Origin of the sequence: Herbaspirillum sp. GCM10030257, assembly GCF_042666555.1 — a bacterium.
Classification (GTDB): Bacteria; Pseudomonadota; Gammaproteobacteria; order Burkholderiales; family Burkholderiaceae_D; genus Noviherbaspirillum.
This window is the reverse complement of record NZ_JBHTDH010000058.1, coordinates 1-15,545: the sequence shown is the minus strand read 5'-3', so window position 1 is coordinate 15,545 and position 15,545 is coordinate 1. Positions and strand designations below refer to the sequence as shown.

Annotated in this window: 5 protein-coding genes; all 5 read left to right on the top strand. The window is 63.3% G+C overall.

The features are described from left to right. On the top strand, positions 1-6,784 hold a 6,784-nt coding region (locus ACFQUU_RS28555; protein WP_382251954.1), incomplete at its 5' end, for an amino acid adenylation domain-containing protein. An 81-nt stretch (positions 6,785-6,865) separates the two neighbouring features. Beyond that, on the top strand, positions 6,866-8,056 hold the full coding sequence (locus ACFQUU_RS28550; protein ID WP_382251952.1) for an efflux RND transporter periplasmic adaptor subunit: 1,191 nt from the start codon (positions 6,866-6,868) through the stop codon (positions 8,054-8,056). Further along, positions 8,053-10,038 (top strand): MacB family efflux pump subunit, encoded by a 1,986-nt coding sequence (locus ACFQUU_RS28545; protein ID WP_382251950.1) that lies wholly within the window; start codon positions 8,053-8,055, stop codon positions 10,036-10,038. The genes ACFQUU_RS28550 and ACFQUU_RS28545 overlap by 4 nt, the downstream gene beginning before the upstream one ends. Before the next feature lie 2 nt (positions 10,039-10,040). Then, entirely contained in the window at positions 10,041-11,429 is a 1,389-nt protein-coding gene (locus ACFQUU_RS28540) for an efflux transporter outer membrane subunit (RefSeq protein ID WP_382251948.1), read from the top strand. Positions 11,430-11,668: 239 nt separating this feature from the next. After that, positions 11,669-15,545 (top strand): amino acid adenylation domain-containing protein (locus tag ACFQUU_RS28535; RefSeq protein ID WP_382251947.1); only part of this gene is annotated, 3,877 nt, incomplete at its 3' end.

Here is a 15,545-nt window from a genome sequence, read left to right as displayed (position 1 = left end):
CAGCGCGCTGTACAACGCCTATCGTGCCGGCAAAGACGATCCGCTGCCGCCGCTGGCGATCCAGTACGCCGACTATGCGGCCTGGCAGCGGCGCTGGATCGAGGGCGAGGTGCTGCAGGCGCAGGCGGCCTACTGGCAGCAGACGCTGGCCGGGGCACCGGTGCTGCTGCAATTGCCGATCGACCGTGCGCGTCCGGCACAGCAGGATTTCACCTGCGCCTACATCGAAATCGTGCTCGATACCGGGCTGACCAGCAAGCTGAAGGCATTGAACGAGCGCCACGGCACCACGCTGTTCATGACCCTGCTCGCGGCCTGGGCCGCAGTACTGGCACGCCTGTCGGGACAGGATGACCTGGTGATCGGCACGCCGGTCGCCAACCGCACGCGCGCCGAAGTCGAGCCGCTGATCGGCTTCTTCGTCAACACGCTGGCCCTGAGGCTGGACCTGTCCGCCGATCCAGACCTTGACCAATGGCTGCAACAGGTAAAACAGCAGACACTCGCTGCGCAACAACACCAGGACCTGCCATTCGAACAGGTCGTGGAACTCGTCAACCCGCCGCGCAGCATGGCGCACAACCCGCTGTTCCAGGCCACCTTCTCCTGGCATAACAACGACACCGGCAATCTGTCGCTGTCCGGCCTGGAGCTGCAACCGGTCGACACTGCCTACCAGACCAGCAAGTATGACCTGACGCTGAACCTGAGTGAACTGGACGGGCGGATCGTCGGCGGCATCGAGTACGCCGCCGCACTGTTCGATCCGGCCACGATGGCGCGTCACGTCGCCTACCTGCAACGCATGCTGGAGGAAATGACGTCTGGTGAGGTACAAGCGGTATCGCGATTGCCGATGCTTGGCGAGGCCGAACGTCGCCTGCTGCTGGAACAGTGGAATACGACCCAGGTTGCTTATCCACAAGACCGGTGTGCACACGAACTGGTCGAGGCCCGGGCGCTCGCGCACCCGGATGCGCTGGCCGTCGAGTGCGGCCCGCAAGCCCTGAGCTATGGCGCGCTGAACGAATGCGCCAACCGGATCGCGCATCGCCTGCTGGCCATTGGCGCCGGCCCGGACACGCGGGTGGCGCTTTGCCTGGAACGCGGCATCGACCTGGTGGTCGCGATGCTGGCGGTGCTCAAGGCCGGTGCCGCCTATGTGCCGGTGGACCCGGCGTCACCGCCGGAGCGGCTGGCGTTCATGCTGGCCGATTGCGCACCGGTGGCGATTCTCAGCGATGCATCGACGGACGCGGCGACCCGCGCGCTGGCCGGAACCGCTGCGCCCGTTGTGACCATCGATCACCGCGACGCCGAATGGCTGGACTACCCGGCACAGGATCCCGGCCGCAGGACCGGGCTCCTGCCAAACCATCTTGCCTACGTGATCTATACCTCCGGCTCGACCGGCAAGCCGAAAGGCGTAATGGTCGAGCATCGCAACCTGGTCAACCTCGTGTCCTGGCACTGCGACACCTTTGCGGTGAGCGCAGGGCAGCGCAGTTCCAGCGTCGCCGGGCTCGCCTTCGATGCGGTGGCGTGGGAAATCTGGCCGGTATTGTGCAGCGGGGCAACGCTGCTGCTGCCGCCGGGTGCACGCAACGACCTTGGCGCGATCCTGGACTGGTGGGAAACGACCGCGCTGGACGTGAGCTTTTTGCCGACGCCGGTGGCGGAACTGGCCTTCGAACGCTGCCCGGACAAGGCCGGCTTGCGCACGCTGCTGGTGGGCGGGGACCGCCTGCGCCGGCCGCCGCCTGGCCAGGGCTATCAGGTCGTCAACAACTACGGCCCGACCGAGGCGACGGTGGTTGCCACGTCGGGGCTGGTCGACGCGTCGGCGGAGGTGTTGCATATCGGACGCCCGATTGCCAACACCCGCATCTACCTGCTGGACCGGTTTGGCCAGTCGGTGCCGCTTGGCGCGCCGGGAGAAATCCATATCGGCGGTGCGGGCGTGGCGCGCGGCTACCTGAACCAGCCGGAACTGTCGGCCGAGCGTTTCGTGGCCGACCCGTTCAGCAAGGAGCCGGGTGCGCGGATGTACCGCACCGGTGACTTGGCCCGTTACCGGCCCGATGGCACGCTCGACTTCCTGGGGCGCAATGATTTCCAGGTGAAGATACGCGGCTTGCGCATCGAGCTGGGGGAAATCGAAGCGTCACTGGCGCGCCATCCGGGGCTGCGCGAAGTGCTGGTGGTGCCGGACGCGGGCGGTACGGAAGCGCTGCTGGCCTACTACCTTGCAGCGGACGGGGTGCAGGAGATTTCGGCGCAGGCGTTGCGCGCGCATCTGCTTGCCTTCCTGCCCGATTACATGGTGCCGGCCGCCTACATTCGGCTCGACGCGTTCCCGCTCACGACCAACGGAAAGATCGATCGGGCTGCGCTGCCAGCCCCGACCGATACAACGCGTGTCGTGCGCGCCCACGTCGCGCCGGAAGACGGGCTCGAAGCTGATGTCGCACGCATCTGGGCAGATCTGCTACAAGTCGAGCAGATCGGACGCGACGACCATTTCTTCGAACTGGGCGGACATTCCCTGCTCGTGATGAAGACGGTGTCCCGCATCCGGACCGAGCTCGGGCTTGAAGTGCCGATGGCCGAGCTGTTTGCACGGCCGACCCTTTCCGCATTCGCAGCTGCGGTCAAGGAAGCCGCCGCGAGCGACCTGCCTTCCATCACGCCAGTGCCGCGCGATGCACCGCTGGAACTGTCCTACGCCCAGCAGCGCCTCTGGTTCCTGGCGCAGATAGGCGACGTTAGCCAGGCCTACCACATGCCCACCGGTGTCCGTCTGCACGGCAGTCTGGATCGCGAAGCGCTGCGCCGGACGCTCGATCGTGTCGTTGCACGACACGAGGCTCTGCGCACTACATTTGCGCAAGTGGACGGCGTGCCGGTCCAGCGCATCGCCCCGCCGGATGTCGGGTTTCAGCTGATCGAGTTCGACCTGCGCGCCAGCAAGGATCCCGAGGCTGAACTGTCCGCTCTGGCCGACAAGGAAGCAGCTACGTCCTTTGATCTGGAGAGCGGACCGCCGATACGCGGACGACTGATCCGGCTGGGCGAGGAAGAGCACGCCTTGCTGATCACCATGCACCACATCGTTTCGGATGGTTGGTCCATGGGTATCCTGATTCGCGAGATCTCGACCCTGTATCGAGCGTACTGCATGGAACAGGATGATCCGCTCCCTGCGCTGCCGGTCCAGTACGCGGATTACGCTGCCTGGCAACGGCGCTGGATTTCGGGCGAAGTGCTGCAGTCGCAGGCGGAATTCTGGAAGCGTACCCTGGCCGACGCACCCGTGCTGTCGAGCCCGCCAGCGGACCGCCCGCGTCCCCGCGAGCAGTCCTATGACGGCGCGGCCATAGCATTGGAAATCGACGCCCGCCTGACGCGGCGCCTGAAGGAAATCGGGCAACGCAACGGCGTCACCCTGTACATGACGATGCTGGCGGCATGGGCGCTCGTGATCGCGCGGCTGTCAGGCCAGGACGACGTGGTGATCGGCACCGGGGGCGCGAACCGCATGCGCACTGAGGTCGAGCCGCTGATCGGTTTCTTCGTCAACACGCTCGCCCTGCGAATCGGCGTGCCGGAAGAAATGAGCGCGGCGACCCTGCTGCAAAACGTGAGATCGATTGCCCTCGACGCACAGAAACACCAGGACCTCCCGTTCGAGCATGTTGTTGAAATCGCTAATCCACCGCGCAGCACTTCGCACACACCCTTGTTCCAAGTGATGTTTGCCTGGCAGAACGGCGGTGGCGAAGAACAGATCGCGATGCACGGTCTGTCGCTGGAAGCGTTGCAAACCTCGTATGAAGTCGCTAAGTTCGATATGACAATCAACCTGGCGGAAAATGGCGAGCGCGTGGTTGGCGGCATCGAGTACGCGACCGCGCTGTTCGAGCGCGAGACGATGGAGCGTTATGCCGGCTACTTCCTGAACGCACTCATCGCGATCGCGGATAACGATGCTGCAAGGGTCGACCGCATCCCGCTCATCGACGCCAGGGAGTGCCAGTGGCTTCTTGAGGGCGTAAACCGGATCACACCGGAGCAAACGTCCGACACCTTCGTTCATGAACTGTTTGAACAGCACGCAGAGCGCGCGCCGCATGCTTGCGCGATGGTGCATGAAGACACCGAAGTTAGCTATGCGGAGTTGAATGAACGGGCGAACCGGCTCGCCCGTTTCCTGCGTGAGCAGGGCGTTGGCCCCGACACACTGGTCGGCCTCTGCCTGGAGCGTGGCATCGACATGATCGTCTCGTTGGTCGCCGTGCTCAAGGCGGGCGGAGCGTATGTTCCCCTTGACGCAAGGTACCCGGCCAAGCGTCTGACTTATACACTGGCGGACTGCACGCCGCTGCTGGTGCTGACGCATGCCGACGTCGGCGAATCTGCCCGTGCAGTACTCGATTCAGCCGGCGTAGCTGTGATAGCCGTTGACAGCGAGGCGCATCGCTGGCGCGACCACGCGCCGCACAATCTCGGACGTGCGGAAACCGGTCTGTGCGCGTTCCACCTCGCCTATGTCATCTATACCTCGGGCTCTACCGGTGAACCGAAGGGCGTGATGATCGAGCATCGCAATCTCTCACGCTTGTTCAGCGCGACAGACTCCTGGTTCAGCTTCGGACCGCGCGACGTGTGGACGCTGTTCCATTCATTCGCTTTCGATTTCTCCGTCTGGGAGATCTGGGGCGCGCTCGCCCACGGCGGACGGCTTGTCATCGTTCCGCACCTAGTCACACGTTCGCCGCAGCAGTTCTATGAACTGGTGTGCAGCGAAGGTGTGACTGTGCTTAATCAGACACCGAGCGCGTTCCGGCAGCTGATCGAGGCTCAGCAGCGTAGTGACGGCGAGCATGTATTGCGCCATGTCGTTTTTGGCGGTGAGGCACTGGAAACCGCGAGCCTCGGTCCATGGTATGCGGACCGGAGGAACAGCGGGGCGCGCCTGATGAACATGTACGGCATCACCGAAACGACCGTGCATGTCACTTGCCGTCCGCTGGACATCGAGGATACCGAGCGTGAAGGCTTCAGCCCGATCGGCCACCGGATACCGGACCTGAGGCTCTACCTTCTCGATCGTCATGGCCAGCCGGTGCCCACTGGCGCAGCAGGCGAGATCTATGTCGGCGGCGCCGGCGTCGCGCGCGGTTACCTGAATCGCTCCGATTTAAACGCCGAACGCTTCGTCGACGATCCTTTCGCGGGGATGCCTGGGGCGCGCATGTACCGTACGGGAGACCTTGCACGTTACCTTACCAATGGCGACATCGAATTCCTTGGGCGTAACGACACCCAGGTAAAGGTGCGCGGCTTCCGCATCGAGTTGCGCGAGATCGAGGCGCGGCTTGCCGCGCATCCGGGGTTGCAGGACGGTCGAGTCGTGGTGAGGGAATATGGTGAAGGCGATCGGCGCCTGGTCGGCTACGCAGTGCCGTCCGAAAAGCGGGCCGCGCCGGTCATGAATGCACTGCGCATGGCGCAGGCCGGTGTCTCGGCCGGCGCCGCACAACTATGCCTGCCGAACGGCATGTCGGTGTTTCATCACAACCAGTCGGAAACCGAGTTCCTGTACAAGGAGATTTTCGCGGACCGATCCTACCTCAAGCATGGCATCCGGATTGCTGACTGCGACTGCATTTTCGACGTCGGTGCCAACATCGGGATGTTTACGCTGTTCGCTGCATCGCAGGCACCGAACACAAGGATCTTCGCCTTCGAACCAATTCCGCCGGTATGTCGGTCGCTGCGGCTCAATGCAGAAATGTACGGCCTGAACGCCAGGCTGTTCGAGTGCGGTCTGTCGGACCGGACTGAACAGACGCGCTTTACCTTCTACCCACACAATACGGTCATGTCGAGCAGCCTTACCGGTGACGAAGGAGCCCATCTCACGGTAAAGTCTTATTTGTTGAATCGGCAAGAAGGTGATGGTCCCGGCGTGGCGCGGGATAGCGCGCTGGTGGATGAGCTTGTCGCGGCCAGCCTGGAAAGCGAGGAGTATACCTGCAGCATCCGGCGTCTTTCCGACGTGATCGCGGAGGAGGGCGTGGAGCGGATCGACCTGCTTAAGATTGATGTCGAAAATGCCGAATATGAGGTACTGTGTGGCATTGACGACGGCGACTGGGCCAGGATCGGTCAGGTTGTCATGGAGGTGCATGATGTCGGAGGACGCCTGGCACGCATTCTTGAAATGCTAGAAGCGCATGGATTCGCGGTGCAGCATGAACAGGACGACTGGTTGAAGAATACGCCCCTGTACAACGTATATGCGGTTCGAAGTGATCGCGCTTCGGTGGCTAGCGGTTTCGGAACGGAAGCGGCCTTGCAGGTCTGGTCCGACGCCGGCATGCTGATTCGGGACGCACAGGAATACCTGCGCGAGAGCCTGCCCGAATACATGCTGCCTGCCGACCTGGTTCTGCTGTCGTCGGTGCCATTGACCGAAAACGGCAAGCTGGACGTCAAGGCCTTGCCCGCGCCGGGTAGCGGCATGCGCGGCGAGAACTACGAAGCGCCGGTCGGAGAAATGGAGACGGCACTCGCGGAGATCTGGATGGACTTGCTCAAACTGGAACGCGTCGGCCGCCATGACAATTTCTTCAAGCTGGGCGGGCACTCGATGCTCGCAGTGGCGCTAACGGAGCGCATGCGGCAAAGAGGGCTGAATGTCGATGTGCGCGCATTGTTTACCAAACCGACCCTGGCCGAACTTGCTGCCGCGGCGGATGATGTGGAGATCCTGATATGACGGTGCGTCGATGTACATGCGCATGCCGGGTGGCGGCAGTCCGGCGAAAGCTCCCTTTTTTATGAACGGATCCCCGGTGCCATGAAGTTTGTCGAAGTGAAGTCTCTATCCCGGTATGCCGCTCGCGGCTTGCTGGTGCTTGTGCTGATCGGCGCGGGATACGCGTTCCTCTACCACCAGGGTTCGGTCGCGGACGAACCGAAATTCATCTCGGCCACTGCCATGGTGCGCGACCTGGAAGAAACCGTGATCGCCAGCGGGACTTTGCAGGCACTCAAGCAGGTCAGCGTGGGGGCACAGGTATCCGGTCAGCTGAAATCGCTCAAGGTCGCACTCGGCGACGAGGTCAAGGCCGGTCAGCTGGTGGCCGAGATCGATTCCACTACCCAGCACCACGCGCTGCGGGACGCACAGGCTTCGCTCGCCTACGTGCGCGCGCAGCGGCAGGCAAAGGCCGCGCAGTTGCGACAGGCGGAGCTGGCGTACAAACGGCAGCAGAACATGTATGCGCAGGAGGCAAGTTCTCGCTCCGACCTCGAAGTCGCCGAAGCCACCCTGGAAACAACCCGTGCGGAGATAGCGGCGCTCGATGCCCAGAATGCGCAATCCGCAGTGGCGGTCGACAAGGCCCAGGCCGACCTCAATTACACGCGCATCACCGCGCCGATGGACGGCAAAGTCGTCGCTGTCCTTGCGCAGGAAGGCCAAACGGTGAACTCCGCCCAGGCGGCGCCAACCATCGTCAAGCTCGCCGCACTGGATACGATAACCATCAAGGCCCAGGTTTCGGAGGCGGACGTGACCAGGGTCAAGGTCGGGCAAGCGGTGTATTTCACCATACTCGGCGCGCCCGACCAGCGCCATCATGCAGTGTTGCGTGCGGTCGAACCGGCACCGGAGTCGCTCGCACAGGAGGCCGTGCCGGGCGCTGGCCCGAACGTGGCAAATGGTACCGCCGTCTATTACAACGCGCTGTTCGACGCGCCGAACAAGGACAGCAAGTTCCGCATCGGGATGACAGCGGAAGTGCACATCATCCTGGCCAAGGCGCAAGGCGCGGTCACGATCCCGTCAGCCGCCCTGGTCGATGCGGACAAGGCAGGAGCGTACCGGGTGCGTGTCATCGACGATGCGCAAAAGGTCTCGCTTCGGCCGGTCCGTCTTGGTATCGACAATGGCATCAACGCGCAGGTACTCGAAGGTCTGTCTGCCGGGGAACGCGTGGTCGTGGGCGATATGGGCCCGGCCCAAGGGCCGGGAAAGGCGAAATGAACCCGGCGCCGTTGCTCGAGCTCGCCGGACTCTGGCGGGATTTCCGGACCGGCGACGAAACGGTTTCCGCACTCAAGGGCATAGACCTGAGCATCCGCGCAGGCGAGATGGTTGCCATCGTCGGTCCGTCCGGTTCCGGCAAATCCACGCTCCTGAACATCCTTGGATGCCTGGACCGGCCAAGCAGGGGCAGCTATAAGGTGGCCGGCCAGGAAGCCGGGTCCATGGAACCGGATGCGCTGGCGCGCCTGCGGCGAGAACATTTTGGCTTCGTTTTCCAGCGCTATCAGTTACTTGAGGGACTCGACGCGGCACAGAACGTCGAGATGCCGTCTATTTACACCGAACTCCGAAGCGAAGCCCGGCACGATCGCGCCAATCAGCTGCTGGCGCGACTGGACCTGTCGGATCGTGCTCACCACCGCCCTTCGCAGCTCTCGGGCGGCCAGCAACAGCGTGTAAGCATTGCCCGGGCGCTGATGAACGGCGGCGACGTGATCCTCGCCGACGAGCCGACTGGCGCTCTCGACAGCCGCACCGGGCAGGAAGTGATGGAAGTACTGCGCGAGCTGCATCGCGACGGCCACACAATCATTATCATCACGCACGACATGAAGGTGGCATCCCAGGCGGAGCGCATCGTTGAACTGAGCGACGGCATCATCGTATCGGACCGGACACAGACGCAGGTGCCGAACACCGCACGGCTACCGACACGTTCCGACAGGCCGCGCGCAGTCGGCAGCGCCGCTTCTGCTGTACTCAATCGCTTTGGCGAAGCCGCAAGAATCGCGTTGCGCTCGATGGCGTCGCACCGCCTGCGCAGCTTTCTCACGATGCTCGGAATCATTATCGGTATTGCGTCCGTCGTGCTCGTGGTGGCACTCGGAGCAGGTGCGCGTCAGCACATCCTCGATGACCTGGCGACGCTGGGCGCCAACGCGATTGACGTATTCCCCGGGCGGGCGCAGGGCGATGAGCGCAGCCTGGGACTGAAGACCCTGGTCCCCGCCGATGCTGCCGCACTTGAAGGTCAGCTTTATGTCAACAGCGTAACGCCGAGAGTGACGGCAAACGGGGCGGCGCGCTACAGAAATGTTTCCGCACGCGTTTCAATCAACGGCGTCGGCGCCTCCGAGTTCGCCCTGCGCTCGATGACCTTTACGCAAGGCAGGCCCTTCAGCGCAAAGAGCATCGAGCGTCTCTCGCAGGACGTCGTCATCGACATCAGCACGCGCGACCGCTTCTTCGGAAAGGATGCCGATCCGGTCGGCAAGGTGCTTTTCATCGGCAACATTCCCGCACTGGTCGTCGGTGTAGCCGAGGCGCGGCAAAGCCCGTTCGTCGACAATCAGCATCTGAATGTGTGGATGCCGTATTCGACAGTGATGAAACGTGTGCTCGGCCAGTCCCATCTCGAGGTGATCACCGTTCAGGTGCGCGAAGACATGCCGGTTGAAGCGGCGGAACGCAACATCGACGAGCTCCTGAGCACGCTTCACAGAAGCAAGGATTTCTATCTAATCAATGCAAACAGCATGCGCGCCACAATAGAAAAAACGACGCGGACGATGACCTTCCTCATATCCTCGATCGCCCTGATCTCGCTTGTGGTGGGTGGCATCGGCGTCATGAACATCATGCTGGTTTCGGTCACCGAACGAACCGGCGAGATCGGGATACGTATGGCAGTCGGGGCGCGACAGTCTGACATCATGCAGCAATTCCTGATCGAAGCCGTGCTGGTTTGTCTGATCGGCGGCCTGCTCGGCATCGCCTTTGCGTTCGCGTTCGGGCTCGTGTTCACCGAGGTCAGCCAGCGCACGTCACTGTTTGCCGAAGGGGGCATCACCTTGATCTACTCGAATGCGTCGATAGTGGTCGCGATACTCGTTTCGACCATTATCGGCATCGCCTTCGGCTTCCTGCCCGCGCGCAAGGCGGCGAAGCTTGATCCGGCACTGGCACTGGCAAGGGAATGAGAATGGCGACAGGAGCCAGGACACGCACGCTTTGCGTCTTTGCCATGCTGGTGCTGACCGGCTGCGCCGGGATGCAACGCACACCCCAGGCCACGCCGGAGGCAAGCATCCCCGGCACTTGGCAGTACGCGCCGGCGGGTGAGCGCGCCACTAGCCGTTCCGACTGGTGGCGCGATTTTGGCGACAGCCAACTGGACACGCTGGTGGCAATGGCGCTTGAACGCAATGGTCGGCTGGCTGAGGCTGTCATCGCCGTACGCCGCGCTCAACTACAGGCCGGCCTGTCACAGGATCGCAAGACCCCGGCCTTCGGCACGACGGTGGATACGGAGTTGCGGCGCGGACTGGCCTCCACCAATAACACGGTGACACGCAGCTTCAGCATCGAAGGAGCGGTGAGTTACGATCCCGACCTGTGGGGCAAGCTGGCGTCAGAGCATGACGCGGCGGCGCTGGAGGCGCTGGCGACCGCCGAAGACAGGGACAGCGTTGCCTTGTCGGTCATCAGCACCACGATGCAACTGTACTGGCGCGTCGCCTATCTGAACGAGCGTATCGCGCTGACCGGGCAGAACGTCGTGGCGCTGGAACGCATTCTAGAGTTGACCCGCATCCGCCAGGAAAGCGGCGCACTTTCCCGCCTCGAGGTCCATCAGGCCAACCAGGCGCTGTTTGCCCAGCGTGCGGTCTTGTCGCAGTTGCAGCAACAGCGGGTGGAGAGCCGGAACGCCCTGGTCATCCTGTTCGATATGCCGCCGCAATCGCCGCAAGCCGAGGCGCCTCGGTTGCCGAGCGGTGCCTTGCCTGCCGTTGACCTCGATTTGCCGGCCCATGTGGTCGGGCGTCGGCCTGACATCCGCGCGGCCGAATTGCGGCTGCGAGAAGCACTCGCGCTATCGGATGCGGCCAGGGCTGCCTTTTATCCCACCCTGAAGCTGACCGGCGGGCTGGGCAGTGCGAGCAAGGAACTCGCCCAGCTCCTGAAGAGCCCGGCAGCGGTGCTGGGCGTGGGACTGACGCTGCCGTTCCTGCAGTGGACTGAAAGACGGTTGAGCTCGGAAATCGCCAGAAGTGATCATGAGAAGGCGATCGTCACGTTCCGCAATACTTTGTATCGTGCGTTCAGCGAGGTCGAGAACGGGCTTTCGGCGCGTACCCGGCTCGAAGAGCAAAGGGAACTGCTTGAAAAGTCGCTTGCGGCAGCGGAGGAAGCGACCCGTATCACCGAGGTTCGTTACCGGGCCGGGGCAATCCAGCTCAATCTCCTGCTCGACGCCCAGCAGACACTGCGCGAGGCAGAGGCGGCGGTGCTGGAGAACCGGTTGAACCGGCTGACCAATCTCGTCGATCTCTATCTCGCCCTGGGGGGCAACGCGCGCGTCGCGGGGTAAGTGCCGGCTGACTGCCTCCGGCCGCACCGTGCCAGGCGGGTTCCCGGGCCCTTTTACCTTTCCCGGAACCCGACCTGCGGTTTTCCGGATTTTCAGCCGACACGCCCCGGCTTGCGCTGGCCGGCTCCATAAAGTTCAGTAATTTCAGTGCCTTACGCATTCTCGTTGCATGGCACGCAACATGCATATACGTCGCCTCGGTCCCGATGGAATCATCGAACGCACGAAGGAGGCACGGAGTGACGGTAGACGAGCTTTTGAAGCAACTTGGCCAGGATAATGTGACGCTTTCGGTCAAGGGTGCCGAACTTGCCGTTCACGGAAAGCGCCAGGCTCTCGCCCCCTCCTTGGTAGCCTTGCTGCGCCATCACAAGGACGCCCTGATCGAAATGATCAGGAGCGGCCAGTACGAGGCACCGAAGAATTCCGACAGCCACGTGCCGGATAACGGAATCCCGCCGGATTGCACGCGGATCACTCCGGACATGCTTCCGCTTGCCACATTGAGCGAAGAACAGTTGCAAAGCCTCGTCGATGCCGTTCCCGGCGGCGCCCCGAATGTCCAGGATATCTACCCGCTGGCGCCATTGCAGGAAGGCATCCTCTTCCATCACCTCGCTGCCGAGGAGGGTGATCCCTATCTGTTGCACGCCTTGTTCGGCTTCGACAGCCGCGAGCAGCTTGATCACTTCGTCGCGGCCATGCAGGCGGTCGTCGACCGGCATGACATCCTGCGTACCGCGATCATCTGGAAGGGCATGCCGGAACCGCTGCAGGTCGTGCTACGGCGTGTCGTCCTGCAGGTGGAGGAAGTTGCCGTCGACAACCCGGGCGGCGACGTGGTCGAGCAACTGAGTGCACGCTTCAATGCACGCCGCTATCGCCTGGATGTAAGTAATCCGCCCTTGCTGCGTCTTTGCATTGCACACGATCCGTCCAATGGACGCTGGGTGGCGATGTCGCTGTTTCACCATCTGGTCATGGATCACACGACGATGGAGATCATGCGCGAAGAGGTGGACGCATGCATGCGCGGCATGGGGCACCTGCTGCCGGCGCCGGTGTCGTTCCGCAATCTGGTCGTACAGGCGCGCCGAGGTATCAGCCGCGAGTTGCACGAGGCATTTTTCCGCCGCCTGCTGGGTGACATTCACGAACCAATTGCTCCCTTCGGCGTACTCGATAATCAGGGATCGGGAGCGGGGATCACCGATAGCTGGCGTAGCCTCGAGGACAGCCTGGCGCTACGCTTGCGCGCCCAGGCACGGACGCTCGGCGTCAGCCTGGCCGCATTTTGCCATGTCGCCTGGGCCCAGGTTCTTGCCAGGGTATGCGGGCGTCCGGAAGTGGTGTTCGGCACTGTGCTGGCGGGACGCATGCAAAGCGGGCACGGTTCCGACCGCGCGCTCGGCATGTTCATCAACACGTTACCGATTCGCTTGAGCATTGGCGAGTCCGACGTACGTCGCGCGCTTCATGATACGCATGCACTGCTTGCCGACCTGATCCGTCATGAACATGCGTCGTTGTTGCTGGCGCAGCGTTGCAGCGGGGTCGAGGCACCAGCGCCGTTGTTCACGTCCTTCCTGAACTACCGTTTCAGCGCAGCGCCGGAACAAGGGCGAGAAGCGCCGGTGACCGTTGTAGAGCCCTCCGATCCGGGCCAGGGCATTACGTTTCTGGGCTCCCAGGAGCGTTCGAATTATCCGCTCTGCCTGAACATTGATGACCTCGGCGTTGGCCTGGCGCTCAATATCCAGGCCCAGTCCCCGATCGAGGCCGAACGCGTCTGCAGCTACATGCACACGGCGCTGGCCGGGTTGGCGGCAGCGCTGGAGACGGGCGACGTGGTGCGGGTAGGTGATATCGACATCCTGCCGCAATCGGAACGACGCCTGCTGCTGAAGGAGTGGAATGCGACCAAGGCGGCGTATCCATCGATGCGCTGCGTGCATGAATTGTTCGAAGAGCGGGCCGCAACCGCGCCGGATGCCGTTGCGCTCGAACATGGCGGCGAAGAGCTTGCCTACGGCGAACTTAACGCGCGCGCCAACCGGCTGGCCCACCACTTGCGCAAGCGGGGGGTAGGGCCGGATGCACGGGTCGCACTGTGCATGGAGCGCGGCATCGACATGGTGGTCGGCCTGCTGGCCGTACTCAAGGCCGGTGGCGCCTACGTACCGCTGGATGGAAGTTATCCGGCTGAACGCCTGGAGTTCATGCTGCGCGACAGCGCTCCGGTGGCGCTACTGACGCACGAACGGATTTCCGCCAGAGTGCACGCCACGCTGCGCCTGGCCCTGGCCGGCTCGGACGCGGCCGTGATCGACCTCGAGCAGGATGCACAGCGCTGGGCGCGCCAGCCGTCCACCAACCCGGAACGCGCCAGCCTGGTCATGGACCACCTGGCATACCTGATCTATACCTCCGGCTCCACTGGTCAACCGAAGGGCGTGATGGTGCGCCATGCCGGCTTCACCAACTACCTGCACTGGGCGCAGCAGACCTACAGGCCGGACCAGGGATCGGTCGTGTCGTCGTCGCTTTCGTTTGATGCCACCATCACCAGCCTGTTTACACCGCTGATCCACGGCAGCCGGGTCAGGCTGCTGAACGAGGGACGCGAGCTCGAAGAACTGGAAGAGCGGGTGCAGGACGCCCGCGGTTGCGGGCTGGTCAAGATCACGCCGGCGCACCTGGACGTGCTGGGGCAGAGACTGCTGGCGCAGGGTACTGCTAGCGCCGTAGGGGTATTCGTGATCGGCGGCGAAGCCTTGCCGCCATCTACGGTAGAACAATGGCGGCGCATCCAGCCCGGAGTGCGGCTGATTAATGAATACGGCCCGACTGAAACCGTGGTCGGCTGCGTGGTGTACGACATCGCCCCCGAGGATGCCCTTGAGGGAGCAGTGCCGATCGGAAGGCCGATTGCCAACACCCGGATCTACCTGCTTGATGAACGCCTGCGCCCTGTCCCCTTGGGTGTGGCGGGCGAACTGTACATCGGCGGCGCCGGTGTCGCACGCGGCTACCTGAACCGGCCCGAGCTCAACGACGAGCGCTTCCTCGCCGACCCGTTCGCTGGCGAGGCTGGCGCGCGCATGTACCGCACCGGGGACCTTGCCCGTTATCGGGACGACGGCATGCTGGAATATCTGGGGCGCAACGACTTCCAGGTCAAGATTCGCGGCTTCCGCATCGAACTCGGCGAGATCGAGGCGCGACTGGCCACCCATACAGGCGTGCGCGAGGTGGCGGTGCTTGCGCGTGAAGACAGTCCCGGCGACAAGCGACTGGTGGCTTACTACACCTGCACAGAGGCGGGACCGGATGCGGAGGCTCTGCGCGCGCACGTTGCAGAGGCCTTGCCGGACTACATGGTGCCGGCGCTCTATGTGCGCCTGGATGCCTTGCCGCTGACGGCGAACGGCAAGCTGGATCGGCAGGCTCTGCACGCCGAAGGCGGGCGGCAAGGTGCGGATGAGCGTGCCTATACCGCGCCGCAGGGCGAGCTTGAGACGACGCTGGCGCATATCTGGGAAGAGGTGCTCGGCCTTGAAAAAGTGGGGCGCAATGACAACTTTTTCCGGCTCGGCGGCCATTCGCTGCTGGCGGTAAAGGTCGCATCGCGCATGTACGAACTCGGCATTCAGGCCGACGTGCGCGCGCTGTTCAATTCCCCTACGCTGGCCGACCTGGCGGATGCCATGCAAAAGGCGGGCAGCGTGAAGCCCGCAAACGAAGCTTTCGACGCCCCCGTCGCGGTTCCGCCGCAAGGCATCGACGCACAATCCGATGTGATTCGCCCCGGCATGTTGCCGCTGGTATCGCTCACCCAGGCCGAGATCGACCGCATCGTCGCCACCGTGCCCGGCGGCGCGGCCAACGTGCAGGACATCTACCCGCTGGCGCCGCTGCAGGAAGGCATCCTGTTCCATCACCTCGCCAGCGGCAAGGGCGACGTTTATCTTTCGTCCGCCCTGTTCAGCTTCGACAGTCGCGACCTGCTCGACCATTTCATGCAGTCGCTGCAGGCAGTGATCGACCGGCATGACATCCTGCGCACCGCGGTGCAGTGGGAAGGCCTGGCCGAGCCGCTGCAGGTGGTCTGGCGCA

Coding starts and splice junctions, on each gene's coding strand:
- ACFQUU_RS28550 (WP_382251952.1), top strand. CDS start 6,866: ATGAAGTTTGTCGAAGTGAAGTCTCTATCCCGGTATGCCGCTCGCGGC.
- ACFQUU_RS28540 (WP_382251948.1), top strand. CDS start 10,041: ATGGCGACAGGAGCCAGGACACGCACGCTTTGCGTCTTTGCCATGCTG.
- ACFQUU_RS28545 (WP_382251950.1), top strand. CDS start 8,053: ATGAACCCGGCGCCGTTGCTCGAGCTCGCCGGACTCTGGCGGGATTTC.